Raw genomic sequence first — 24477 nt, forward strand, 5'->3', positions numbered from 1 at the left:
GACCGCGATCAAGAAAACCACGCCCGGCTGGCCCGGACAGTGGCCTGATGGAGGAGTGCATTCATGCCCCGGTTTCCGGTGACAGCGCTGCGCAGCGTCGATCTCGGCACGCCGGACCTGGACCGCTCCATGGGGTTCTATTGCGACGTCTGGGGCCTTTCGCTGGTCACCCGAGCGGCCGGCGTCGTTTATCTCCGCGCGACCGGCAGCGACCATCACGTCCTGGCCCTCTATCAGAGCGAGTTGCCGGAGCTTGGCGCCGTGACGTTTCGCGTGGCGAGCGTCGATGATCTTGCATCCGTAGCTGCCAACGCGGTCGCCGAAGGCGCCCAGCTGATCCGCGAACCCGCGCCCAACGACGCGCCCGATGGCGGCGTGGCGATGGCCATTCGCGCGCCGGAAGGCGGCATCCTGCGTTTCGTTCACGGCGACATCAGTCATGCGCCGGAGCAACTGCAAAGTGACCGGCCCGAGCGGCTGGCCCACGTCAATCTCAACAGCACGGATGTCGATCGCTCCGCCGCCTTCTACGAGCGGGCGCTCGGTTTTCGGCTCACGGATCGCTCAAAGGCGATGGCGTTCGTCCGCTGCAACAGCGACCACCATGCGGTCGTGATTGCCGACGCCAAAGTCAACGGACTCAATCACGTCGCCTTCCTGATGCCGAGCCTCGAGACGGTGATGCGCGGCTCCGGGCGCATGATCGACGCCGGCTTCCCGATTGCGTGGGGCGTCGGACGCCACGGTCCGGGCGACAACGTGTTCTCCTACTTCATTGATCCGGTAGGCACCGTGATCGAATACACCGCCGAGGTGCTGCAGGTGGACGACAGCTATGTCGTACGCGGTCCGGATCATTGGGTCTGGCCGCCGGGCCGTACCGATCAATGGGGCATCGCGCCGCCCAAGGCTGACCACGTCAAGGCCGCGCAACTAGCCGTTCGCTACGCCGCGCCGTGAGCGCGACGATCCATCACCACGTAAACGAGGTATCGAGGTCAGTGTCGGGTTCGATCAGCGCGAACGAGTACCAGGTTGCTATCGTCGGCTTCGGCCCGTCAGGCGCTGTCGCCGCCAGCCTGCTGGGCGCGCAAGGCATCCGGACACTGGCTGTCGATCGCGACCGCTTGGTCTACGACAAGCCGCGCGCGATTGCGCTCGATCACGAGATCCTGCGCCTGTTCGACAATCTCGGCATTGCCGGCCAGCTCGCTCCGCACATCGGACCGTTTCCGGCGTCGGAACATTTCGGCGCGCACGGCCAGTTGATCCGGCGGATAGACATGGTGAGCGAGCCTTATCCGCTCGGCTACACCCCGACCATGGTGTTTACCCAGCCGCCTGTCGAGGAGATCTTGCGCGCGCATGCGCGATCCTATCCCTCGGTGGTCGTCGAGCTCGGCACCGAGCTCCGGCGGCTCGATCAGACGCCTGATGGCGTGACGCTCGAGCTGTGCGGCGAGCACGGCACGCGCAACGTCTCGGCGGACTATGTCATCGCCTGCGACGGCGCATCGAGCCTGGTCCGCCGCCAGCTCGGCATCGGCTTTGACGATCTGGTGTTTGACGAGCCCTGGCTCGTGGTCGACCTCCGGGTCAACGCTTCAGGGATCGCAAAGCTGCCGCGCACGGCGGCGCAGTTCTGCGATCCGTCGCGGCCGACCACCTATATCGTCGGACCCGGTTCGCATCGGCGCTTCGAGATCATGCTGCTGCCGGATGAGGATCCGCGCGCAATGGAGCAGCCCGAGCAGGTCTGGCGGCTGCTCGCACGCTGGCTCACGCCTGACGATGCGACGCTCTGGCGGGCGGCGAGCTATCGCTTTCACGCCCTTGTCGCAAGCAAATGGCGTGAAGGGCGCGTGTTTCTTGCCGGAGATGCCGCCCACCAGCAGCCACCGTTCATTGGCCAGGGCATGTGCCAGGGCGTTCGCGATGTCGCCAATCTGGTCTGGAAGCTTGCGCGCGTGTTGGACGGAGAGTCAGGCGCGGCGCTGCTCGATACCTATCAGGAGGAGCGCAGCGCTCACGTCCGTGAGCTGACGACGCGCATCAAGGCGATCGGCCACGTCATCTGCGAGCGCGATCCGGAAGCGGCCGCTGCCCGTGATGTCCGCATCCTCGCCGAAGGCGGCGGCATGCCGCGCACCATCACCCGTCAGGAGATCGTGCCGCCGCTCAGCTGCGGTCTGCGCGCCGACGTGCCGCATGCCGCCAGTGGCACGCTGTTTCCCCAGCCATGGCTCGTGACATCAAGGGGCCGACAATTGCTCGACGCGACATGCGGCGTTGGATGGCGGCTCGTGCTGAGGGGCGACAGCGCCTTGGCGCGATCACGCGCGATCGCGGCACGCGCGGCGGAGATGGGCTTGCGCCTGATCGCCATCGCTGACGCGGATCAGGATCAGGGGCCGGATGTCATGCGGGAGGAGAGTGGCGTGGTGACGGATTGGTTCACGCGGCATGCCTGCGCGGCCGCCATCGTGCGCCCCGATCATTACGTCTACGGCGTCGCGGCCGACGAAGCCGGACTCGCGGCGATGCTGTCCGATCTCGCGGCAAAGCTGCGATGAACAAAACAACGACAAAATGCAACAGGGGGAAATGATGCCATCATCGGAGAGCTTGACGACGGGGCCCACGGTGCCTGCACGCGCTTACGCGGTTCTCATCATGCTGTTTCTGTTTCAGACGATCAATTTCTTCGACAAGCTGGTCTTCGGCCTCTCGGCGGTACCGATGATGAAGGAGCTATCGCTCAGCCCGAAGGAATTCGGCCTCATCGGCAGCAGCTTCTTTCTACTATTCTCGCTCTCGGGGATGGCCGTCGGACTGTTCGTCGTCGGCCGCTTCCCCGTGAAATGGATCCTGATGTTGCTCGCTGCCATCTGGTCGGCGACGCAGCTTCCGGTGTTCTTCTCGAGCTCTGTCATGGTGCTGGTCGTCTGCCGCATTCTGCTCGGCGCGGGCGAGGGGCCCGGCCTGCCGACGGCCTTGCATGCCTGCTACAATTGGTTTCCCGCCGACAAGCGCAGTGTCCCGAGCGCCGTGGTCTTGCAGGGGATCAGCGTGGGCCTTTTGGCCGGCGGCCCCTTGTTGACCTATGTGATCCTTAGTCATGGCTGGCGCACGGGCTTTCTGGTTTGCGGCCTGCTCGGCATCGCCTGGATGGTGGCCTGGAGCGTCATCGGCGGGGAGGGGCCCTACGCCGCCGCGAGTGCGGGCCACGATGCACCTGCGGCCTCGCCGAACGTGCCGGCGCGGCTGTTGTGGTGTGATCCGACGGTGATCGGCGTCATCATCATGTCGACCATGTCGTACTGGATCGTCGGTATCTCCGCGACGTGGCTGCCGCCGTTCCTCCAGCTTGGGCTCGGCTACAAGCCGACCGATGTCGGCTGGATCATTTCGGCTATCTACATGTTCCAGTCGCCGCTGCTGCTCAGCGGTTCCTGGGTCACGCAGGTCCTTCAGCGTCGCGGCTGGAGCTTGCGCGCGTGTCTCGGCAACGCCTCGGGATTGGCGCTGTTGGTCGCAGGCTGTGCGCTGCTGCTCAGCATCGTAACCTCGGGCGCCCTTCAGCTCGCCTGCGTGGCCATCGCCTTCGCCGCGCCAAGCCTGACCACGATCTTCGGCCCGGTGGCACTCGGCGCCGTGGCGCCGGCGGCCCAGCGCGGCCGGCTGATCGTCGTGATCTATTCGGGCAATGCGGCATCGGCCCTATTCTCGAACGCGCTGACCGGATGGATCGTCGGCGAGGCGGGCAGCAACAGCGCGCTCGGCTATGCTCACGCCATGACATTCACTGCCGGCATTCTCATCGTCGGTGCGGTTGCCGCGTTTGCACTCATCTTCCCGGAGCGGACCATCGCGCGTTTTGCCAAGGCCTCTTCGCGATCACCTTCGGCTACCATTCTTCCCGCCACGTCGACCTGATCGACCGCTTCAAACGTCAAGGACACCACATGAAATTCGCAAGCTTTCAAATCGACAACACCGCCTCGTGGGGCCTGGTGGAGGGCGATAGCGTGGCCGATCTTGGGAATCGCTATCCCGATCTGAAATCGGCGATTGCGGCCGGCGCGCTTGCCGAGGCGGCCAAATCAGCGATTGGCGCGAAGCGCCATCCGCTGGCGAAGATCAAATTCCTGCCGGTGATTCCGAACCCCGACAAGATCCTCTGCATCGGTCTGAACTACGAGAACCATCGCAAGGAGACGGGCCGCACCGAGGTTGAGAATCCCACCGTGTTCGGGCGCTTCGCCAACAGCCAGACCGGACATCTCACCAACATCATCCGCCCGAAGGTCTCGACCCATCTCGACTTCGAGGGCGAGCTCGCGATCATCATCGGCAAGCCCGGCCGCTACATTCAGAAGAGCGAGGCTTGGGGCCACATCGCCGGCTATGCCTGCTACAACGAGGGCAGCGTGCGCGACTATCAACGCCACACCCACCAGTTTACGCCGGGTAAGAATTTTCCGTCGACTGGCGGCTTCGGTCCCTATCTGGTGACACCTGATGAGGTCGGCGATGTCGGTCCGCTGCGCTTGCAGACCCGGCTCAACGGCGAGGTGGTGCAGGACACCACCATCGACCAGATGATCTTCGATATCCCGCGCCAGATCGAATATTGCTCGCAGTTCACCCGGCTCGAGCCCGGCGACGTCATCGCGACAGGCACGCCGGGTGGCGTCGGCTCGCGGCGTACGCCGCCGCTGTGGATGAAAGCCGGCGACGTTGTCGAGGTCGAGATCGACAAGGTCGGCCTGCTCCGCAACGGGATTGCCGACGAAGCCTGATGTTTCCCGGACCTGACGACGGCCTATGCGCCGCTGCTGCGCAGGATTCACTGGGCAACGGCGGCGCAATCGCTCGGCATGACGCGGCTGTTATAGAACGCCGGCGCGGAACCGTTGGACGGCGACGGTGCGTCCGCACCGGAACGATTCACATGGGTCAATCATTACAGAAGGGCGGCAGGACGCGGAGTCCTTAGGAATGGGTATGCTCGATCCCGGTCGGTTTCTGGTGTCATGCTCGCATTGCGAAGCATGGCCGATGGCGGCCAATGTCAAACGTTCGAGCTGGTCGGCGCAGCCGCACGAAGTCAGCTTCGTGTGTCCACGCTGTCGCCGCGAGGAAACCGCCATCATCTCCGCCTCCGGTGAACTCACTCCGATCAAGCGGATCGACGCTCCGCCGCGCGACGTCACCACGGCCTGGGCTCAGGCCCAGCGCCCGAGAGGGCGCGCGTAGCGCGCCTGTCTCGCCCCGTGGGGGCGGTTGGCGGACTTGTCCGACAATGTGGTAGGATCGCCGCCAGGAGATTGTTCATGCCCCTCACGATCCTGCCGCCGCAGTCCGACCACGCCAGGCTTCACCCGGTCGAGCCGCGTTATGCCGCGCTGTTCTGCTTTGCGCTGCTGACTGTGTCCTGCGCGCTGGCAAGCTTTGCGCTTGCCTGTGCGACGCCGTTTGCGGCGTTCGCTGTCGTGGCTGCGGCCGCGCTGCCGCTGCGTCAAGCGCTGCTGGTTGTCACCGGCGCGTGGCTGGTGAACCAATGCATCGGCTTCGCCGCGCTCCACTATCCCATTGATGCCAGCACCATCGCCTGGGGCCTTGCGATCGGCGCCGCGACGCTTGTCGCGACGGCCGCGGCATCGATCATGCTTCGCACCCTGCCGCAAGGCCGCACGCCGCTGATGCTGGCGATTGCCCTTGTCGCCGCCTATGCGGCCTATGAGCTGGCGCTGTTCGCCGCGACGCCGTTCCTTGGCGGGCAGGGCGCTTTCACGGCGGCCATCGTCTCGCGGATCGGGCTGACCTGCGCGGTGTGGCTCGCGGGCCTCGTCGCCGTCTGCGAGATCGCCCGCCTGATCGGCTCCCTCGGGCGGGGACGCGCAACCGCTTGAGCAGCGAAGCCCGTTGGCGCGACGATATCGCCTCATTGGTCTTTCCCGTGGCCGGACATGGCGCGATCTGCGCCGTGCACCGGGGCGCTTTCCGGACGTTGCTCGGTGCGGAGCCCACGCCGGAGGCCTGCCTCGGCTATTTCCAGCGGCTTGAGGCCGTCTTTCGCGCTGCCGCGGACGCCAAGATCGCCCGCAGGGACATTTTGCCCGGGACGAGCCTGCATCTTACCAGTCGCGACATCGCCCGGAAGCTGCTAGAAGACGCGCAAATCGCCAATGGAGAATAGACCATGAGCCAGTCCCAGCTCGCCAACGCCCAGACCTCGGCCCAGATCACGCTTCCGGTCGCCGCAGGGCAGGTGGGACGGCTGTCGCAGGCCGTGATGGCCATGGTGCTCGGCGTGTTCGTCGTCGGCATGGTCGGCTTCTCCCATATCGACGTCGTCCACAACGCCGCCCACGACGTGCGCCACTCGAACGCGTTCCCCTGCCACTAATCTCGAAGGCATGAGCACGTTTCGCGCGATCGTCTTCGCATCGGTCATTTCAGGTTTCGTCGTCGGCCTCCTCGTCACCGCCGTCCAGCAGTTCGGCACCGTCCCCCTGATCCTGAAGGCGGAGGTCTTCGAGAAGGCGGCGGACGCGCACCAGCATGACGCGCCAGCCACGGCGCAGCCGGCAGCGGCCGGGCATGACCACGCAGACCATGACCATGCAGCCCACGATCACGGCGACCATGATCGTGGCGCCGGCGACCACGATCATGGCGGCGCCTGGGAGCCGCGCGACGGATTTGAGCGCAACGCCTACACCGCCGCCGCCAATGTCCTGACCGCGATCGGATTCGCGCTGCTTCTTGCCGGCTTCTTCGCCGTGCGCAGCGGGGCGACGGGGGCGAGCGTCTCCTGGCATGAAGGCCTGTTGTGGGGCCTGGCGGGCTTCGCCGTCTTTACGCTTGCGCCGGGCCTTGGCCTGCCGCCGGAGCTGCCCGGCGTGCCCTCGGCGCCGCTGCTGTCGCGGCAGATCTGGTGGCTCGCCGCCGTGCTGGCGACGGCGGGCGGGCTCGCCTTGATCGTCTTCCGCCGGACGGTGCCGGCGGCGATATCAGCGGTGATCCTGCTGACCCTGCCGCACCTGATCGGCGCGCCTGATCTCGCCAATGTCGAGACCAACGTGCCGTCGTCGCTGACGCACCAGTTCGTCACCGCGGTGACGGTGACGAGCCTGGTGTTCTGGACCATGCTCGGCGGCCTGACGAGCGCGGTGTTCGCGCGTTTCGATCGCGGCGCGACCCTCTAGCGCTTCGCTCCTACCAGTCGTTCGCTGACCGTCCGGGCAATCGCCGCCGGCGCCTGATCGGGGATTGCGAAGCACGAGCTCGCGTTGATCTCGCAGAGAACGTAGGTGTCGGCTCCGTCCGCATTGCGCGGCCCGAACAGGAAGTCGGCGTCCCAGATCACCGGCAGGGACGCCTCGTTGATGGAGAGCAGCTCCATCATTTGCGGCGTCCATTCCTCCTCCATCGATCGCCTCAGCGCCTGGAATTGCGGGGCATCGGGGCCGTGCATGACGCGAGGCCCCGGTTGCGCCTCAGGCGCATCAGGCCCCTCGGCCGGCGGCGGGATCAGGGCCTTGATCAATTGATGGCCGAAGCCTGCGACTTTGGCGCCGCTCATGTAGCAGCGGATCATGCCGTCGGGCAGGCGCGGTTGAAACGGCTGATCGATGATGCAGCCGCCCCAGCCGAAATACGGCTCGCACCGCGCGAGGAAGGCCTCGAGCGGCACGTCCTCGGGAAGGCTGCCGCGCAGCGCATGGAGCACGCGAACCGTCGGGACTGCGTTCGCGAGCGCCTCGACCTTCCAGACGCCCTGGCCGCCATTGCCGCGGTTCTGCTTGAGCACGCGCGGTCCAGCGGCTTGCAGCCGCGGCGGAAACTCCGCCCGAAACGCGGCCGCGCTGTCGTAGCGATGGGTGTCCGCGCCCCATCCGAGATGCCGCGTCCGGTACAGCACCTCCTTGACGCCCATCTTCAGGATGACATCAGGGTGCGCGCTGACCCACGGGCCGCGCGCCGCGACGTCACGCAGCAGGGCGTCGAGCTCGGCGCGCGTCTTGCCCTGGTGGATCGGATCGACCCAGACCAGCACGCCGTCGACTCCAAGCAATTGCTCGCGGACGGCTTCAGCGAAGCTTTCATCGTAGATCGCCGGTTGCGCGTCGATGCCGGCGGCGGCGAGCGCCTCGAAGACGCGAACGAAACGGCTGTTCTGCGGGGTGGTGTTCCGGCGGGCGTCGGCGTCGCCGCGCGAAACAATGGCCAGGGAATATCGGTGAGGGGATTTGGTGTCCATGCGCAAGCTCCACGAATTGCGTGCTGCGCAGACTTGGACCGAAGTCTCACGGGGAGTCTGCTTCGTCCCCACCGGGCCATTCTAGGCGGGATCGTCCGGAAAGCGCAAGACGCGACGATGCGGCATTCAAGCGAGAGACCCACGAACGATTTCGTTCCATCGGGTCTCCGAAATCTTTTCGAAGCGCACCTGAATCCGCGCGTTGACAGCCTGGACCCCCGGGCTTCTAGTTCGGGCATCGGGGATATGCGGTCTCCCCGCGAGGCGACATGCCCAAGCATCGCGTCCTGATCACCAAGGGCGCAGCATGTCCACTTCATCCATCTCGATTGATCTGACAGATCGGCTCGTCCGTCTCGCGCGGCATGCGTCGGCGCGTGCCGTCGATGCCTGAGCCGAACACGGCTTCAACCCTGGGGCAGGGACACCAGGAGAACGATCATGCGACGACGCACACTCTGTCACGCAGCCATCATGTTGGCCGCCGCCTTGGGAGTCGTCCTGGGCGCCGCGCAATTCATCGCGCCGGCCCGCGCGGACGACATCAATTGGCCGGCGATCGATCAAACGCTCGGACGCAAGGCCGCCGTCTCGGATGATGTCCACCGCTACGGATTTCCGCGCAGCGATCTCTCCGTGACCCTGGACGGGGTCGCGATCAAGCCGGCGCTGGCGCTCGGCGGCTGGGTGGCGTTCAAGCCGGCGCATGGCGGCGCCATGGTCATGGGCGACCTCGTGCTGCTCGAGACCGAGATCAATCCGGTGATGGCGAAGATGATCGCGAGTGGTCTGGAGATCACCGCCGTGCACAATCATCTGCTGCGGGCGAGCCCGGCTACGTTCTACATGCATGTCGCCGGACATGGCGACCCCGCCAAGCTCGCCGCCGCGATCCATGATGCACTCGCCGCAAGCAAGACACCGCTCACCGCTGCCGCACCGGCGAGCCCGCCGCCCGCCGTCGATCTCGATACAGCCAAGCTCGACCAGATCATCGGCACCAAGGGACAGGCCAATGGCGGTGTCTATCAGTTCACCGTCAAGCGTCGTGATCCGGTCACGCAGGCGGGCATGCCGCTCGCGCCCGTAGGCGCAATGGGCGTCGCGATCGGCATCAACTTCCAGCCGACAGGGGGAGGCAAGGCGGCCATCACCGGCGACTTCGTTCTGTCAGATAACGAGGTGAACCCGGTGATTGCCGCGCTGCTGGAGAACGGCATCGAAGTGACGGCGCTGCACAGCCATATGCTGGACGAGCAGCCGCGGCTGCTCTTCATGCACTTCTGGGCCAACGACGACGCGATCAAGCTTGCCAAGGGCCTTCGCGCCGCGCTCGACAAGACGGCAAGTGCGAAAGGCTGACCGGCAAGCCAGTCACGTCATCAGTTCGTGCAAGCCTATCCAGCCGGTGTACAGGCCGACAAAGACGATCAAGGCCGCCGAGACATAGGGCGCGCGGTGGGCGTAGCGGCTGAAGCCGCTCCAGTGGCGTTCGACGTGGCGCAGGCTGAGCGCGGCGAGAACGCCTGCCGATACCATCGTGATCGCGAGCCCGATACCGAAGGACAGCACCAGGACGAAGCCGAGGCTGAACTGCTTCAACTGAATGCAGAGCAGCAGCACCGTGATCGCGGCGGGGCAGGGGATCAGGCCGCCGCTGAGGCCGAACAAGACGATCTGCGCCGTGGTGACTGTTCGTCCGGCAAAGCGCTTGCGGATGTCGGCGGCGTGAGCGCGCGCATGCGCGTCATCCTCGTCGCCGAGGTCGATGTGGTCGTGGTCGTGCTCCTCGAACAGCAGTTCGGTCGCGTCGCCGGCGAGGGTGACGCGCGCCTTGAACGCATGCGGCTCGGGAATCTCATCGACGCTTTCGAGGTATCCGTCCCGCGCGGCGAACGCGAAGGCCTGCTCCGCGCCGTCCTCGCGGATCGTGGTCACCCTGATGTCGCCGGCAGCGGGAAGTGCGTCCTTTTCGCTTCGGATCCGCCAGCGCGGCGGTACGTCGTCTTCGAACACCTCCAGCAGCAGCGCGAAGCCGGCGAGCGAGATCGATTGCGGCTCGTCGTGGTGGTGATGATGATCATGATGATCGTGTTCGTGGTTCTGGTCCCGCCAGGTGCGCCAGACCATCCAGCCGGCGATGCCGATGATGATCGCGGCGGAGACCAGTTGCAGCCAGGCCTCGCTGCGTTCGCCTGACAGTTCCTGGCCGAAATACAGGCCCGCAAGCGCGACCGCCCAGACAACTGCGGTATGGGAGATGGTCGCCGACAGGCCGAGCAGCACGGCCTGGAACACGGTGCCTCGGACCGCGATGATGAACGCGGCCATCATCGTCTTCGAATGCCCGGGCTCGAGACCATGCAGCACGCCGAGCAGGATGGCGCTGGGCACGAACAGCCATGCGTGTGCGCTGCTCTGTTGGAGCAGATGAGACAGGTCGGTCATCTCGTTCACTTCAAATAGGTTCGGACGACGTCGATGAGGTCGGCGGCGCCCTTGGCCTTCTCCGGATCCTTCTCGTGCGCGGGATCCACCACATGATGGCGGATGTGGTCTTCCAGGAGCTCGGTGGTGAGACCGCTGATTGCGCCCTTCACCGACGCCACCAGCATCAGCACATCGGCGCAGCCGATCTCCGACTCCAGCGCACGCTCGACGGCTTCAAGTTGACCCTTGATGCGCCGGACGCGGCCGATCAGCTTCGACTTGTGCTTGATGGTGTGCGACATCAGGGTAACATAGGGGGGTACCCTATATGAGTCAATGCGCGCATGCCGTCGCTTTGCGGCGAAGGCCGACTCAGTTGCGATCCACGCACCGTCGCCACAACAGCGGTCGCACTTTCCGCATCATGAAATCAGAGATTGCGAGATGTCATCTTCGCGCGGGTATCACGGTAAGCGAACCCGTGTCTTCCCGGTAACGATTGTGCTGCCTGAGCAACACCTTCTGTGGATTTAACCCTCATCACTGGTCGTTCGCATCGGCGCCGCTTTTTGGCCACACCCGAACATGAATAAAATCACTCGAATGTTTCAGGGGCTGGGCTGGTCCCTTGCAGGCGGCAGGAAATTCCAAGGTCGATTCAAATCTTGGTTCTGATCTTCCTGAACTGACAAGGGTTAGCCAGGAAACTGGACCTGAGGAAACTGGTCGCGATGGACGCCAAGGCCAACATCAAGCAGAGGCTGCCGAGCCGTCATGTGACGGAAGGTCCTGCGCGCGCGCCCCATCGCTCCTACTTCTACGCCATGGGTCTGACCACCGAGCAGATCCACCAGCCCTTCGTCGGCGTTGCCTCGTGCTGGAATGAAGCGGCTCCGTGCAACATCTCCCTGATGCGCCAGGCGCAGGCGGTGAAGAAGGGTGTCGCATCCGCCGGCGGCACGCCGCGCGAATTCTGCACCATCACCGTCACCGACGGCATCGCCATGGGCCATGACGGCATGCGCTCCTCGCTGCCGTCGCGCGAATGCATCGCCGACTCCGTCGAGCTGACCGTGCGCGGCCACGCCTACGACGCCTTGGTCGGGCTCGCCGGCTGCGACAAGTCGCTGCCGGGCATGATGATGGCGATGCTGCGCCTCAACGTTCCCTCGATTTTCATTTACGGCGGCTCGATCCTCCCCGGCAATTTCCGCGGGCAGCAGGTCACCGTGCAGGACATGTTCGAGGCCGTCGGCAAGCACTCGGTCGGCGCCATGTCGGACGAGGACCTCGACGAGATCGAGCGCGTGGCGTGCCCCTCTGCGGGCGCCTGCGGCGCGCAGTTCACCGCCAACACCATGGCGACCGTATCCGAGGCCATCGGCCTCGCGCTGCCTTACTCGGCCGGTGCTCCGGCACCGTATGAAATCCGCGACGCCTTCTGCATGACCGCGGGCGAGAAGGTGATGGACCTGATCGCGTCCAATCTTCGGCCGCGCGACATCGTCACCCGCAAGGCGCTGGAGAATGCCGCCGCCGTCGTCGCCGCCTCCGGCGGCTCGACCAATGCTGCGCTGCACCTGCCGGCGATCGCGCATGAGGCCGGGATCAAGTTTGACTTATTCGACGTCGCCGAAATCTTCAAAAAGACACCTTATGTCGCGGATTTGAAGCCGGGTGGCCGTTATGTCGCCAAAGACATGTTTGAAGTTGGCGGCATACCGCTTCTGATGAAGACGCTGCTCGACAACGGATTTCTCCACGGTGACTGCATTACGGTCACTGGTCGAACGATCGCCGAAAACCTCAAGAGCGTGAAATGGAATCCGCACCAAGACGTGGTGCACCCGGCAGACAAGCCCATCACCGTCACGGGGGGTGTGGTCGGTCTGAAGGGCAATTTGGCGCCAGAAGGTGCGATCGTGAAAGTCGCGGGCATGTCCAACCTCAAGTTTACCGGTCCGGCCAGGTGCTTCGACCGGGAGGAGGATGCGTTCGAGGCGGTCCAGAAGCGCACCTATCGGGAAGGCGAAGTCATCGTGATCCGCTACGAGGGCCCCAAGGGCGGCCCCGGCATGCGGGAGATGCTCCAGACCACCGCGGCGCTGACCGGCCAGGGCATGGGCGGCAAGATCGCGCTCATCACCGATGGTCGCTTCTCCGGCGCCACGCGCGGCTTCTGCATCGGCCATGTCGGCCCGGAGGCGGCGATCGGGGGCCCGATCGGGCTGCTCGAGGATGGCGACATCATCGAGATCGATGCGGACGCCGGTACCCTTAACGTAAAATTGAGCGACGCTGAACTGGCTCAGCGCAAGACCAAATGGAGCGCTCGCGCGACTAACCATACGTCGGGTGCGCTCTGGAAATATGCCCAACAGGTTGGACCAGCGGTCGGGGGGGCAGTGACCCATCCGGGCGGCGCGCACGAGAAACAGTGCTATGCGGACATCTAGGCGTGCCATCGTTGCGTTTGTGTTGGGGGCTACCGCGCTGGCCGCGCCGGCGCTCGCCTTTGACGGCGCGCCTGTCAATCCGAAGGACGCGACCATCCCCGTCGTGACCAGCTTGCCCGGTTCCGCGGGCGCGGTGCGCAAGTCGGTGCCGCCGGTCGCGACCCAGGAAACCTCGCTCAGTGCCCTGCAATATGCCGCCGAGGGCGGTCATCCCATTGCGCAGTGGAAGCTCGGCCGCATGTATGCGAGCGGTGACGGCGTCGTCCAGGACGACGTGCGCGCGTTCGAATATTTCAACCGGATCGCCAATGCGCATGCCGAGGACAGCCCGTCGGCGCCGCAGGCGCAGATCGTCGCCAATGCCTTCGTCGCGCTCGGCCGCTATTATCTGAGCGGCATTCCGAACTCGAAGGTCAAGGCCGATCCCGACAGGGCGCGGGAGATGTTCTCCTATGCCGCCTCCTATTTCGGTAACGCGGACGCACAGTACGATCTCGCCCGGCTCTATCTGAAGACGCCGGACGCCTCGCGTGAGGATTTCCGCTACGGCGCGCGCTGGCTCGGCCTTGCCGCCCAGAAGGGGCAGCACGAGGCCCAGGCGCTGCTCGGGCAGATGCTGTTCAACGGCGACCGCCTGCCGCGGCAGGCCGCGCGCGGCCTGATGTGGCTGACGCTGGCGCGTGACAGTGCCGGCACTGATGAGACCTGGATCAAGGAAAACTACAACCGCGCCTTCGCCAAGGCCTCCGACGACGACCGCGCCATGTGCCTGCAAATGCTGGAACAGTGGGTGCAGGGCCGCCGCGAGTAGGTTCGGCAACGTCGGTGCCGTAGGGTGGGCAAAGGCGCAAAGCGCCGTGCCCACGATCTCTCTCCGAAGCCGGCAGAACGTGGGCACGGCGCGCGAAGGGCGCGCCTTTGCCCACCCTACAGCAGTTGCGACTGCCGCTCGCTCCGGCCAACTCGGCCTAAAGCCTACGCCGCCTCCAGATCCAGATCCGCCCACACAGGCACGTGATCCGACGGCTTCTCCCAGGCCCGCACATAGCTGTCGATGCCGACATTGGCGAGCCGGTCGCTCGCCTGGGGCGAGAGCAGCAGATGGTCGATGCGCAGTCCCTGGTTCTTCTGCCAGGCCCCGGCCTGGTAATCCCAGAACGTGTAGAGACCAGGTTCGTCGGTGACGGCCCTTAAGGCGTCGGTCAGGCCGAGGCCGAGCAGGGACTGAAAGCTCTCCCGCGTCTCGGTCTTGAACAGGGCGTCCTCGGTCCAGGCGGCCGGATTGTGGACGTCGTGGGCATGCGGGATGACGTTGAAATCGCCAGCGAGGATCAGCGGCTCCTCGGTCTTAAGACGCTCCTTCGAATACTCAAGAAGCCGCGACATCCATTTGAGCTTGTAGGGATATTTCTCGGTGCCGACGGGATTGCCGTTGGGCAGATAGAGACAGGCGATGCGCAGCACGCCCTGCTTGAGTGTCACCACGCCCTCGAGGAAACGGGCATGCGTGTCCTCGTCGTCGCCGGCAAGTCCTGACTTGGTCTCATCGAATTTCAGTTTGGAGAGCAGGGCAACGCCGTTGAACGTCTTCTGCCCGTGGGTCACCACGTTGTAGCCGAGCGCTTCGATCTCCAGTCGCGGGAAGGCCTCGTCGACACATTTGATCTCCTGCAGGCAGACGATATCGGGCTGGCACTCCTTCAGCCAGGTCAGCAGGAGATCGATCCGCTGCCGGACCGAATTGACGTTCCAGGTGGCAACTCTGATGGGCATGGGGGGCGGCTCCGGGCAGGGGCCATGGTTAGAACAAACCGCTAACGCCTCCGTCAAGGACGCCGCAAAATCTCCCACAAAATTAACCCGGTTGAAGCCGGCCGTAGGCCATTGATACGGAAAAGGTTCCTTGGAATGGGATGGCCGTACAAATCTGCACAACCAACTGAGCAGCGCGACGGTCTCGTCGGCGCGTTCCTGTACTGGCTCGGCGGCTTCGAGATCGAGGACGGCCTGACCGCCGATCTCAGCGAGCGCGAGCTGCGCCGCATCCGCGCCAAGCAGATCGACGCGGTGACGCGGCTGATCCCGGTGACCATGGCCGTCACCATGCTCAACGTCGCCATCGTGCTGATCCTGTTCTGGGGCCGGGGCTGGAACGACTTCCTCGCGATCTGGGGCGCAACCCTCACCGCCGTCGCAGCGCTCGCGGTGCGCGCATGGCAGCGCTCGCACCGCAATCCACCGCAGGAAGCTTCGCCGCGCGCGGCGCGGCAGATGATGCGGCAGGCGTTCTTCCTTGCCACGATCTGGGGCACGCTGCCGCTGGCGCTGTTCAGCCAGGTCGGGCCGACCAGCCAGCTGATCCTGGCCTGCCTGATGGTCGGCATGATGTCCGGCGGCGCCTTCACGCTGTCGACATTCCCGCGTGCCGGCCTCGTCTACCTCGCCACCATGGCCGTCGCCTGCGCCGGTGCGCTGCTGCTGTGCGGCACGGGGCCATATCTGGTGACCGCTGTGTTCCTGATGCTGTTCGCGTTCTTCATGGCGCGCAACATCGTCTCGCAGGGCAATCTGTTCCTCGGCAATCTCAAGGCCCAGCTCGAGCTCGAGCGGCAGACCGAGATCATCTCGCTGCTGCTGAAGGATTTTCAGGAGAACGCCAGCGACTGGCTGTGGCAGACCGACGCCGAAGGCCACCTCGTCGACGTGCCGCAACGCTTCGCCGACGTCGCGCAATTGCCGCTTCCGCTTCTGAAGGGATCGCAATTCGCCGACGTGCTCGACATGCTGTGTCCCGAGGACAAGGCGGCCGCTTACAACGTCGTCGGCCTGATGGAGCACGCCGAGCCGCTCCACGAGATGAATTTGAAGGTCGTCGCCGGCGGCGAAGCGCGGCTGTGGTCGCTGACCGCAAAGCCGGCCTATGACCGCGACGGTCAGTTCCTGGGCTATCGCGGCTTCGGCCGCGACGTCACCGAGCGCTGGCGCGCGGAGAAGGCCGAGGCCGAGAGCCGCGCCAAGTCGGATTTCCTCGCCGTCATGAGCCACGAGATCCGCACGCCCATGAACGGCGTGCTCGGGCTTGCCAGCATGCTGCTGGAAACAAATCTGGATGCGGAGCAGCGCGAGGCCGTCACCACGATCCGCGAATCCGGCGACAACCTCCAGCGCATCCTCAACGACATCCTCGATCTCTCCAAGCTGGAGGCGGGACGCTTCCAGTTCGAGGCGATCGACTTCGCGCCGCAGACGCTGGTTGAGACGGTCGCGACCGTGGTGCGCGCGAGTGCCAAAAGCAAGGGACTCGCCGTCAAGGTCGAGCTCGATCCGAACCTGCCGCCGACGCTGCGCGGCGACGTCGCCCGCATCCGGCAGGTGCTGCTCAATCTCGCCTCCAACGCCGTGAAGTTCACCGACCAGGGTGAGGTGACGATCAAGGCGGTGTGCCAGGCGCGCCGCGATCTCCTCGCGACCGTCGAATGGACCGTGACCGACAGTGGCATCGGCATTGCGCCCGAAAAACTCGGGCAGCTCTTCTCCGACTTCGCCCAGGCCGATGCCTCGATCAGCCGCCGCTTCGGCGGCACCGGTCTCGGCCTTGCGATCTCCAGGCGCATCATCGAGCAGATGGGCGGCACCATCGGCGTCACCTCGACGCCGGGCGAGGGCTCGACCTTCCGCTTCACGCTGGTGCTGCCGTGGAGCCAGGCGCAGACATCCGATCAGGACGCTGGCCGTGAGGAAGCCGACGATCTCAAGGCCCGCATTGCCGACCTCGACCGGCCGCTGAAGGTGCTGGTCGCCGAGGACGACGCCGTCAACCGTATGGTCGTGAGCAAGATGCTCAGTGCCTTCGACGTCGAATTGCGCGTCGTCACCGACGGTGTCGAGGCCGTCACGGCCGTGTCCGAGGGCGATTACGACATCGTGCTGATGGATGTGCGCATGCCCGAAATGGACGGGCTCGCCGCGACGCGGGCGATCCGTGCAGAGGGCGGACGCTTCGAAGCGCTGCCGATCATCGCGCTGACCGCCAACGCCTTCCCCGAGGACGTCAAGATCTGCCGCGAGGCTGGCATGTCCGACTTTCTGGCCAAACCGCTACGCAAGCCGGCGCTGGTCGCAGCCCTGCTGCGCGCGCTCGACGGCCACGTGCTGACGGAGGGCGCGCCGCTTCAGCCGGCGCTGATGCCCGATGAGGTGGAGTGGACGGACGAGGAAAGGCAGATGACGGGCGCGTAGGCGTTAACTCCGTGCACGAATATGCGTTTCCGCACCCGTTGTCCGGACGCTGGCAATTCGGATCGTCGTGTTACGTTGCGCCGCCATGCGCCTCCTTGTCATGCTTCTCATCTTGTTCACGGCCTCCGCCCGCGCCGGCGACGGTCCGCTAATGAGCACGCACATGATGTTGCCTGTCGTGATCTCCGGCAACAAAGTGTCGCTGGAAAGCTTCGTCATTCGTCCTGATCGCCCCGGCAAATTTCCTCTCGTCGTGATCACTCACGGAATGCCTAGCCTCTCCGGCGAGGAATTCTTCACTGAAATCCTCAACCGCTCTCCGGTCGGCTACAGCAAGGCGGCCGTCGCCTTCGCGCAGCGAGGATATGCAGTGGTCTCGATCATGCGTCGTGGCTATGGCCGATCTGGGGGAGGGTTCTCCGAGTCTTTGCGGCAGGTCTGCGACTATCTTCCGGCCGTGCGCGCTGCCGGCGACGATGTCATTGCGGCGGTCGCTTCACTGCGTAATGAGCCCTGGGTCGACGCCGAGCATGTCGTCTTGCTCGGTCATTCCGTTGGGGGGCTCACGGTGATGGCCGTCGCCGCAGAGAACATACCGGGGGTCGTTGGCGCCGTGAATTTTGATGGTGGTCGGCACACCTTCTCCGCACCCAACCAACCCTGCTCGCCTGATAACTTGGTCGATACAGTCGCCGCATTGGGTCGCACGGCCCGTGTCCCGGTGCTTTGGCTCTATGCTGAGAACGATCAATTCTACGGTCCCGACTTGGCACGACGCATGTTCGCGGCCTACAGCGCTGGCGGTGCGCCTGCGCAGTTGCATCTGCTGCCTCCGTTCGAATCGAACGGCCACAATACCGTCGTGCTCGCGCCGGCAGATACCTGGTTTCCGTCCGTCGACCCCTTTCTTGAAAGGTTAGGTCTTCCGACGAAGACTGTCATAGAGGCGCCGTTGTTCGCTGAGCTGCCAATCCCGCCGGGGGCTGTCGCCGCTTGTCAGGGGGCGTTCGCGGACTACCTCGCCAATCCCGATGATGCCAAGGCCTTCGCGGTGAGCACGCACGGCCACTGCGGAACTGGATTTGGCCGCACAGCTCCCGAGGCACGCGAGCCTGCCTTGATGAAATGCAAGATCAATTCGCGCGGCGAAGATTGCAAGCTTTACGCGGTCGGACAAAAGCTTGCGGGGATTGAAACACGGTCCACGCGATGCAGTGGAACGCCGCGCGGTCACAATTTGCCATAGACCCGCGCGGCGACCGCCTTCAGGTGCTCGACCGAGCCTGACTCCGGATGCGGCTTGACCGGCGCGAACAGGATCGACGCCTGCCTGCCGTTCTTCCAGACAAAGATGTTGACGGCATTGTCGTTGCCCTTGGTGCAGGAATGCTCGCCGAAGGCTTCGCTGCCGAGCTCGGGGATCGCTACGTGCTGGCACGGGCCCGCGCGCTTCATCATGCTGATGACGGTGTCGCGCGACATCGTGATCACCGCAACCGCCATGGTATTGGCCTCGCGATCGAACATCATGCAGCTGCCGGCGCCGGTGCGCTGGACCTGCAGCGTACTCTTGTCGAGGAAGCCGTCGGCATCCGCGGCCGCGAGCCATTCGCAGCCGCCGAACCGCTCGCTGGTCTTGGTCACATTGCCAATGGCAACGCGCGCGGCTTGGGTGATCGGGCCGAGCAGGGCGTCGTCGGCGCGCCGGCCGATCGGATAGACGCTGAGCTGCAGGATGTAATCGCCTGATAAGGCGAGGACCGAGGCCTCCTGGCGCTCCGCGCCGGCGGCGGTCGTTCCGCCCTGGCCTTCCTCGCCGATGTCAGCGACTGCATTCAGCGGCATGCGCTCACCGAGCGTCTTGACGAAGGTCGCGTACATCTCCTTGGCGCGGTCCCTGTCGGGATTGCGGAACACGGACAGCATCATCGTGTCGCCGCGCCCGCCCTGGTAGATGCAGCCGCGACCATCCTGATTTGAAATCAGCGACCATTTCAGCGCCGGCATCGCGCCGGCGAGTTCCTGGGCGCTGATGAACGGGCAGGTTTGGACCGCACGCGCCGGAGGCACGGGGAGGGTTGCAATTGCAAGGAGTAGGGCGAGGCAACAGAGCAGACGATTGATCATGCGCATGGGATGAATTGATACCTGTCAGCTCGCTGAAGGAGGCTTTCGAGCTTGAATGATGTGGACTGTCCCTTGCATTTGGTCGAGTTGGGTACACAACGGGTTCATGGTTGATCCCGAGCAGTGGGCGGACGGTAGGACCATCAAATTTTCTGAGGCCGTTTTCCTCTAGGCAGCTAAGGAGCGGTTGCGGGGAAGCGGGTTCTGCAGGTCCGGTTTGTAGGGTTACTGTCGAAATCACTGGAGTCGAGCTTGCTTTCGCATATTGCTCTCCCGACGGCGGTCGTTGCGATCATTGCGTGGACCTTTTTTCCATTGCTCCGGAGATCGCGGCGTCGCCCGGTTCGGTTCGATCCTGATCGGCCTTATCAGGTCTATACCCGAGAATTCGACGCGGAGATCAAGGCCGACGATCTGGACGCTTTCCTGGCCGAGCTCCCCGACCGGCGCTGGGCCGAGCGATTTCCCGAGGTCGATCCAGCGCAACTGTACGACCTCGAAAACGACCTTGCTGCACGGCGTGCGGGCATGGAGACCACCCAGCCTCAGGCCGCCGATACGATCGTGTCATTGCTCATCGATCATTCCGGCTCGATGCGCGGACAGCCGATGCTGTTCGCGGCCAGGGCTGCGCTGGTCGCCTCCGACCTGCTCGACGGCTTAGGGGCAAAGCAGGAAGTGCTCGGCTTCACGACCTCGCGCTGGAAGGGCGGTCGGAGCCGGGAAAAATGGTTCAGCAGCGGCCAGCCTTCCTATCCCGGGCGACTGAACGACCTGTTGCACATCGTCTACTGCAGCGCCGGCGAGAAGCTGAGCGCGCGACACTGCGCCAGCATGCTGCGGCGGGACCTCGTCAAGGAGAATATCGATGGCGAAGCCCTCGAATGGGCTGCGTCGCGTTTGCGCCGAAGCGGCGAAAGGCAGAAATATCTGATCGTGCTGTCCGATGGTGCGCCGGTCGACGATCCCACATTGCTCGCGAATGGCGATCGGTATCTGAGCCACCATTTGAGCCGTGTCACCGACGAGATCGAGCAGGCCGGCGACATCAGGCTTGCGGCGATCGGCATCGGCCATCCGGTCGAGCAGTACTACGAGCAAGGCATTACCATCAACGCTCCAGAAGAGTTGGAGGACACGCTGGTTCAGCTCATCAATCGACTATTGCGCCCGTCGCCTTGACGTGTCCGTCAGTGCGGGAACGAAGGCGGCAGTCAAGATCTGGGAATTGGACGAGGGCAGGGGCCGCGTCGGCGTTGGGCTGTATCGAAGCTGCCGCGCGTGTGCCTGGTCGAGCACCCCGCACTTGGGATTTCGCGATGATGACATCCTACCCCTGTTTTGCCCGACGGGTCAAATGATTTTCGCAAAAGCCGAAACGCGCCATGCGGGCGTCCCGACTACTGTGCATGGGGTTGTTTTCGAGATTTTGTGCCGGGCTAGATCGAGAAGCTGGTGCCGCAGCCGCAGGACGCCGTCGCGTTGGGATTGTTGACGCGGAAGGAGGCGCCGATCAGGTCGTCGACGAAATCGACCTGCGAGCCTGCCAGGAACGGCTGCGAGGCGGAATCGACCAGCACCACCGCGTTCTCCTGCTCGATGACGAGATCGTCGTCGGTGCGGTCGCGGTCGATGTCGAACTTGTACTGGAAGCCGGAGCAGCCGCCGCCCTCGACCGAGATGCGCAGCATCGCGCCGGTGCCTTCGCCCTTGAGGATCTCCCCGATCCGGCGGGCGGCGCGGTCGCTGATGGTCACGGCAGTCGTCATTGTCGGTCTCCGATCGGCCCGCGGTCATGCCAAGTTCACTTGGTATCCCGCGTCCGGCATAGTTAAGTGCAAGGATACGCAGAATCAAATGGATAGGGACTAAATTCGTCGTGTCCGTCGGAATGGCAGCCCCCCGCGCGCCCTATGCCTGCGACCCCGAGCGCAGCCGCGGCCGGCTGGTCGCCGAGCCGCCGAGCCGGACCCGCAGCCCGTTCCGGCGGGATTGCGACCGGGTGATCCATTCGACCGCGTTCCGCCGCCTCAAATACAAGACCCAGGTCTTCGTGTTCCACGAGGGCGACCACTACCGGACCCGGCTCACCCATTCGCTGGAGGTGGCCCAGATCGCCCGCGCGCTGGCCCGTCAGCTCGGCCTGGACGAGGACCTCACCGAAACCCTGGCGCTGGCCCATGATCTCGGGCACCCGCCATTCGGCCATGCCGGCGAGCGGGCGCTGGATGCCTGCCTGAAGGATTTTGGCGGCTTCGACCACAACGCCCAGGCGCTCCGCGTCGTCGGCTCGCTGGAGCACCGCTACCCTGAATTCGACGGGCTCAACCTGACCTGGGAATCGCTCGAGGGCATCGTCAAGCACAACGGTCCGCTGACCGACCGCAGCGGCGCGCCCGTTGGCCGCTATCGCGAGCATGGCATTCCCGTCGGGATCGCCGACTACGTCAAGACCTACGATCTGGAGCTCTGGAGCTTCGCTTCGCTGGAGGCGCAGGTCGCCGCGATCGCCGACGACATCGCCTATGACGCCCACGACATCGACGACGGCCTGCGCGCCGGCCTGTTCCATCTCGACGACCTCAAGGTCATGCCGCTCACGGCCGAGATCATCGCCGAGACCTCGGCGCATTATCCCGACCTCGAGGACGTCCGGCGCGGGGCCGAGCTGGTACGTGAGTTGATCTCCCATCTGATCGGCGCGGTGTTCGCGGAGGCGCAGAAGAACATCGCTGCCGTCGGGCCGCAATCGGCCCAGGACGTCCGCCAGCAGAGCCGGGCGCTGATCGCATTCCCGCCCGAAGTCGCCGAGGAGGAGGCCGCCATCAAGCGCTTCCTCTATGGGCACATGTACCGCCACAAGCGGGTGATGCGGGTGATGGGCGAGGCGGAACAGATCCTGTTCGACCTGTTCGCGAAGTACACCTCATCGCCGGCCGACCTGCCGCCGGAATGGCTGGTGGGGGCGGAAGCGGACGACGAGGGCGACCGGGCCCGCCGGATCGGCAATTTCATTGCCGGAATGACCGACCGTTTCGCCCTGACCGAGCACCAGCGGCTCTTTGACTCGACCCCGGATTTGCGTTAGGCGGCGGCCATGCCCGACACATCCTCAAGCCCGCATCTGTTCGCCGACGTGCTCGCACGCGTGCACGCCGCCTGCCGCGCGCTCGCGGCCGAAGCCAATTGGCCCGAGGGCATCGATTTTGCGCGCGTGGTGGTCGAGCCGCCGCGCGACGCCTCCCATGGCGACATGGCGACCAACGCCGCGATGGTGCTTGCGAAAGAGGCAAAGGCAAAGCCGCGCGACCTCGCCGAGCAGATCGCCGAGAAGCTCCGCGCCGATGCGCTGATCGCCAAGGTCGACGTCGCCGGTCCCGGCTTCATCAATCTGACGCTGCAGCCCGCCGCCTGGGCCGAGGCGCTGCGCACGGTGCTGCGCGAGGGCGCTGACTACGGTCGCGTCCGCGGCGGCTCCAAGGTCAATGTCGAATATGTCTCGGCCAATCCGACCGGGCCGATGCATGTCGGCCATTGCCGCGGCGCCGTGTTCGGCGATGCGCTTGCGAGCCTGCTGCAGTTCGGCGGCCACGATGTCACCCGCGAATATTATATCAACGATGCCGGAGCCCAGGTCGACGTGCTCGCACGCTCCGCGTTCTTGCGGTATCGCGAGGCGCTCGGCCAGGATATCGGCGCGATCCCGGAAGGCCTCTATCCCGGCGACTATCTGAAGCCGGTCGGCGCGGCGCTGGCCAAGGAGCACGGCGACAAGCTGCTCGCGATGAGCGAGGCGCAATGGCTGCCGACGGTACGCGCCAAGGCGATCGCGATGATGATGGACGAGATCAAGGACGATCTCGCCGCCCTCAACATCCGCCACGACGTGTTCTTCTCGGAACGCTCGCTGATCGAGACCGGCAACAACAAGGTCGCCGAGACCATCGATTTCCTGAAGGCCAAGGGCGATATCTACGAGGGCCGCCTGCCGCCGCCGAAGGGCGCGCCGGTCGAGGACTGGGAAGACCGCGAGCAGCTGCTGTTCAAGGCGACCGCTTATGGCGACGACGTCGATCGCCCGCTGATCAAGTCGGACAATTCCTACACCTATTTCGCCTCCGACATCGCCTACCACAAGAACAAGTTCGACCGTGGTTTTGCGGAGATGATCGACGTCTGGGGCGCCGATCATGGCGGCTACATCAAGCGCATGCAGGCGGCGGTGAAGGCGACGACCTCGGGCAAGGGCTCGCTCGACGTCAAGATCGTCCAGCTCGTGAAGCTGCTGCGCAACGGCGAGCCCGTGAAAATGTCCAAGCGGAGCGGGGACTTCGTAACCTTGCGTGAGGTGGTGGATGAAGTCGGCCAGGACGCCGTCCGCTTCATGATGCTCTACCGCAAGAACGACGCGGTGCTCGACTTCGACCTCGCCAAGGTCATGGAACAGTCGCGCGACAACCCGGTGTTCTACGTCCAGTACGGCCACGCCCGCGGCCACTCGATCTTCCGCAACGCCCGGGCCGAGGTGTTCCCGGAGCTGCCGGAGGATACCGACAAACGCATTGCCTGGCTCAGTGAGTCGGCCGTGGAACGGCTGTCGGACCCCGTCGAACTCGATCTTCTTAAGCGCCTCGCAATTTATCCGAGGATGCTGGAGGCCGCCGCCGCGGCCCATGAGCCGCACCGTATTGCCTTTTATCTCTATGACTTAGCGAGCGAATTTCACGCACTTTGGACGAAGGGGCGCGATTTGCCCTATTTACGCTTCATTATCAATAATGATGCAGATCTTACAAAGGCGCGACTGGCCATGGTCCAGGGCGTCGTCTCAGTCCTGGCATCGGGCCTCGCCATCCTCGGCGTCCATGCCCCGGACGAGATGCGGTAGTTTGGGGCGAACTACTTAAGGGGAATATTTTGGGGGTACCGGCAGAAGCCGGATCGCTTAGACTTGGT

The 24477-nt window shown here is 64.8% G+C and carries 23 protein-coding genes; 17 read left to right on the forward strand and 6 right to left on the reverse strand.

Annotation, left to right across the window (positions count from 1 at the left end; genetic code table 11):
- Positions 1–63: 63 nt before the first annotated feature.
- The 9 genes from L6637_RS00835 to L6637_RS00875 all read left to right on the forward strand — a co-directional run bounded on the left by L6637_RS00835 (position 64) and on the right by L6637_RS00875 (position 7214).
- Complete coding sequence (locus L6637_RS00835) at positions 64–960, forward strand: VOC family protein (protein ID WP_237862117.1); 897 nt, start codon at positions 64–66, stop codon at positions 958–960.
- Between the two features lie 41 nt (positions 961–1001).
- Entirely contained in the window at positions 1002–2573 is a 1572-nt protein-coding gene (locus tag L6637_RS00840) for a bifunctional 3-(3-hydroxy-phenyl)propionate/3-hydroxycinnamic acid hydroxylase (protein WP_237862119.1), read from the forward strand.
- A 34-nt stretch (positions 2574–2607) separates the two neighbouring features.
- Entirely contained in the window at positions 2608–3936 is a 1329-nt protein-coding gene (locus L6637_RS00845; protein ID WP_377802677.1) for an MFS transporter, read from the forward strand.
- A gap of 29 nt (positions 3937–3965) precedes the next feature.
- On the forward strand, positions 3966–4802 hold the full coding sequence (locus L6637_RS00850) for a fumarylacetoacetate hydrolase family protein (RefSeq protein WP_237862123.1): 837 nt from the start codon (positions 3966–3968) through the stop codon (positions 4800–4802).
- Between the two features lie 199 nt (positions 4803–5001).
- A complete protein-coding gene (locus L6637_RS00855; RefSeq protein WP_057755853.1) occupies positions 5002–5259 on the forward strand; it encodes a hypothetical protein in 258 nt (85 codons plus the stop codon).
- A 77-nt stretch (positions 5260–5336) separates the two neighbouring features.
- Positions 5337–5915, forward strand: a complete 579-nt coding sequence (locus L6637_RS00860) for a hypothetical protein (RefSeq protein WP_237862125.1) — start codon at positions 5337–5339, stop codon at positions 5913–5915.
- Complete coding sequence (locus L6637_RS00865) at positions 5912–6202, forward strand: hypothetical protein (RefSeq protein ID WP_237862127.1); 291 nt, start codon at positions 5912–5914, stop codon at positions 6200–6202. The genes L6637_RS00860 and L6637_RS00865 overlap by 4 nt, the downstream gene beginning before the upstream one ends.
- 3 nt (positions 6203–6205) lie before the next feature.
- Complete coding sequence (locus tag L6637_RS00870; RefSeq protein ID WP_237862129.1) at positions 6206–6412, forward strand: CbtB domain-containing protein; 207 nt, start codon at positions 6206–6208, stop codon at positions 6410–6412.
- A 10-nt stretch (positions 6413–6422) separates the two neighbouring features.
- Positions 6423–7214: a CbtA family protein gene (locus L6637_RS00875; protein WP_237868798.1), complete on the forward strand. Its 792-nt coding sequence runs from the start codon at positions 6423–6425 to the stop codon at positions 7212–7214.
- Here L6637_RS00875 and L6637_RS00880 read toward each other — a convergent pair.
- The gene (locus L6637_RS00880) at positions 7211–8269 is read right to left on the reverse strand and encodes a Cj0069 family protein (protein ID WP_237862133.1); all 1059 of its coding nucleotides are present in this window, start codon (positions 8267–8269) and stop codon (positions 7211–7213) included. The genes L6637_RS00875 and L6637_RS00880 overlap by 4 nt on opposite strands.
- A 474-nt stretch (positions 8270–8743) precedes the next feature.
- Here L6637_RS00880 and L6637_RS00885 point away from each other — a divergent pair, with 474 nt between their 5' ends.
- Entirely contained in the window at positions 8744–9631 is an 888-nt protein-coding gene (locus tag L6637_RS00885) for a DUF1259 domain-containing protein (protein ID WP_377802678.1), read from the forward strand.
- Between the two features lie 12 nt (positions 9632–9643).
- On the opposite strand, the gene L6637_RS00890 is transcribed toward L6637_RS00885, so the two are convergent.
- On the reverse strand, positions 9644–10717 hold the full coding sequence (locus L6637_RS00890) for a nickel/cobalt efflux transporter (RefSeq protein ID WP_237862137.1): 1074 nt from the start codon (positions 10715–10717) through the stop codon (positions 9644–9646).
- Between the two features lie 5 nt (positions 10718–10722).
- Positions 10723–11001, reverse strand: coding sequence for a metal/formaldehyde-sensitive transcriptional repressor (locus tag L6637_RS00895; RefSeq protein ID WP_063706516.1), 279 nt, complete (start codon positions 10999–11001; stop codon positions 10723–10725).
- 429 nt (positions 11002–11430) lie between these two features.
- Here L6637_RS00895 and ilvD point away from each other — a divergent pair, with 429 nt between their 5' ends.
- Positions 11431–13155 carry a dihydroxy-acid dehydratase gene (gene ilvD, locus L6637_RS00900; protein WP_237862139.1) on the forward strand — a complete coding sequence of 575 codons (1725 nt, stop codon included), beginning with the start codon at positions 11431–11433 and terminating at the stop codon, positions 13153–13155.
- A complete protein-coding gene (locus tag L6637_RS00905) occupies positions 13142–13966 on the forward strand; it encodes a tetratricopeptide repeat protein (RefSeq protein WP_237862141.1) in 825 nt (274 codons plus the stop codon). Before ilvD ends, L6637_RS00905 begins: the two co-directional genes overlap by 14 nt.
- Before the next feature lie 164 nt (positions 13967–14130).
- Here the strand turns inward: L6637_RS00905 and xth are convergent, their stop codons facing one another.
- Entirely contained in the window at positions 14131–14928 is a 798-nt protein-coding gene (gene xth, locus L6637_RS00910) for an exodeoxyribonuclease III (protein ID WP_237862143.1), read from the reverse strand.
- Between the two features lie 135 nt (positions 14929–15063).
- Between xth and L6637_RS00915 the strand changes: the two genes are divergently transcribed.
- A complete protein-coding gene (locus tag L6637_RS00915) occupies positions 15064–17394 on the forward strand; it encodes an ATP-binding protein (protein WP_237868799.1) in 2331 nt (776 codons plus the stop codon).
- A gap of 163 nt (positions 17395–17557) precedes the next feature.
- Positions 17558–18640, forward strand: coding sequence for a dienelactone hydrolase family protein (locus L6637_RS00920; RefSeq protein ID WP_237862147.1), 1083 nt, complete (start codon positions 17558–17560; stop codon positions 18638–18640).
- Here the strand turns inward: L6637_RS00920 and L6637_RS00925 are convergent.
- Positions 18625–19527: a hypothetical protein gene (locus L6637_RS00925; protein WP_249798163.1), complete on the reverse strand. Its 903-nt coding sequence runs from the start codon at positions 19525–19527 to the stop codon at positions 18625–18627. The genes L6637_RS00920 and L6637_RS00925 overlap by 16 nt on opposite strands.
- A 309-nt stretch (positions 19528–19836) precedes the next feature.
- On the opposite strand from L6637_RS00925, the gene L6637_RS00930 reads away from it, so the two are divergent.
- A complete protein-coding gene (locus tag L6637_RS00930) occupies positions 19837–20703 on the forward strand; it encodes a cobaltochelatase CobT-related protein (protein WP_237862150.1) in 867 nt (288 codons plus the stop codon).
- Between the two features lie 257 nt (positions 20704–20960).
- Here the strand turns inward: L6637_RS00930 and erpA are convergent, their stop codons facing one another.
- The gene (erpA, locus tag L6637_RS00935; protein WP_027529739.1) at positions 20961–21290 is read right to left on the reverse strand and encodes an iron-sulfur cluster insertion protein ErpA; all 330 of its coding nucleotides are present in this window, start codon (positions 21288–21290) and stop codon (positions 20961–20963) included.
- A gap of 110 nt (positions 21291–21400) precedes the next feature.
- On the opposite strand from erpA, the gene L6637_RS00940 reads away from it, so the two are divergent.
- Positions 21401–22609: a deoxyguanosinetriphosphate triphosphohydrolase gene (locus tag L6637_RS00940; RefSeq protein WP_237862152.1), complete on the forward strand. Its 1209-nt coding sequence runs from the start codon at positions 21401–21403 to the stop codon at positions 22607–22609.
- Between the two features lie 9 nt (positions 22610–22618).
- Positions 22619–24409 (forward strand): arginine--tRNA ligase, encoded by a 1791-nt coding sequence (argS, locus tag L6637_RS00945; RefSeq protein WP_237862154.1) that lies wholly within the window; start codon positions 22619–22621, stop codon positions 24407–24409.
- The last annotated feature ends 68 nt before the right edge of the window (positions 24410–24477 follow it).

The sequence above is a fragment of the Bradyrhizobium zhengyangense genome, assembly GCF_022012435.1.
In the GTDB taxonomy this organism is placed as follows: Bacteria; Pseudomonadota; Alphaproteobacteria; order Rhizobiales; family Xanthobacteraceae; genus Bradyrhizobium; species Bradyrhizobium zhengyangense.

Excerpts from the sequence above, each read along its gene's own strand:
- argS (WP_237862154.1), top strand. The coding sequence starts at position 22,619 with ATGCCCGACACATCCTCAAGCCCGCATCTGTTCGCCGACGTGCTCGCA.
- L6637_RS00860 (WP_237862125.1), top strand. The coding sequence starts at position 5,337 with ATGCCCCTCACGATCCTGCCGCCGCAGTCCGACCACGCCAGGCTTCAC.
- L6637_RS00880 (WP_237862133.1), bottom strand. The coding sequence starts at position 8,269 with ATGGACACCAAATCCCCTCACCGATATTCCCTGGCCATTGTTTCGCGC.
- L6637_RS00850 (WP_237862123.1), top strand. The coding sequence starts at position 3,966 with ATGAAATTCGCAAGCTTTCAAATCGACAACACCGCCTCGTGGGGCCTG.
- erpA (WP_027529739.1), bottom strand. The coding sequence starts at position 21,290 with ATGACGACTGCCGTGACCATCAGCGACCGCGCCGCCCGCCGGATCGGG.
- L6637_RS00890 (WP_237862137.1), bottom strand. The coding sequence starts at position 10,717 with ATGACCGACCTGTCTCATCTGCTCCAACAGAGCAGCGCACACGCATGG.
- L6637_RS00855 (WP_057755853.1), top strand. The coding sequence starts at position 5,002 with ATGGGTATGCTCGATCCCGGTCGGTTTCTGGTGTCATGCTCGCATTGC.
- L6637_RS00905 (WP_237862141.1), top strand. The coding sequence starts at position 13,142 with ATGCGGACATCTAGGCGTGCCATCGTTGCGTTTGTGTTGGGGGCTACC.
- xth (WP_237862143.1), bottom strand. The coding sequence starts at position 14,928 with ATGCCCATCAGAGTTGCCACCTGGAACGTCAATTCGGTCCGGCAGCGG.
- L6637_RS00915 (WP_237868799.1), top strand. The coding sequence starts at position 15,064 with ATGGGATGGCCGTACAAATCTGCACAACCAACTGAGCAGCGCGACGGT.
- L6637_RS00835 (WP_237862117.1), top strand. The coding sequence starts at position 64 with ATGCCCCGGTTTCCGGTGACAGCGCTGCGCAGCGTCGATCTCGGCACG.
- ilvD (WP_237862139.1), top strand. The coding sequence starts at position 11,431 with ATGGACGCCAAGGCCAACATCAAGCAGAGGCTGCCGAGCCGTCATGTG.
- L6637_RS00875 (WP_237868798.1), top strand. The coding sequence starts at position 6,423 with ATGAGCACGTTTCGCGCGATCGTCTTCGCATCGGTCATTTCAGGTTTC.
- L6637_RS00925 (WP_249798163.1), bottom strand. The coding sequence starts at position 19,527 with ATGCGCATGATCAATCGTCTGCTCTGTTGCCTCGCCCTACTCCTTGCA.
- L6637_RS00870 (WP_237862129.1), top strand. The coding sequence starts at position 6,206 with ATGAGCCAGTCCCAGCTCGCCAACGCCCAGACCTCGGCCCAGATCACG.
- L6637_RS00885 (WP_377802678.1), top strand. The coding sequence starts at position 8,744 with ATGTTGGCCGCCGCCTTGGGAGTCGTCCTGGGCGCCGCGCAATTCATC.
- L6637_RS00920 (WP_237862147.1), top strand. The coding sequence starts at position 17,558 with ATGATGTTGCCTGTCGTGATCTCCGGCAACAAAGTGTCGCTGGAAAGC.
- L6637_RS00895 (WP_063706516.1), bottom strand. The coding sequence starts at position 11,001 with ATGTCGCACACCATCAAGCACAAGTCGAAGCTGATCGGCCGCGTCCGG.
- L6637_RS00845 (WP_377802677.1), top strand. The coding sequence starts at position 2,608 with ATGCCATCATCGGAGAGCTTGACGACGGGGCCCACGGTGCCTGCACGC.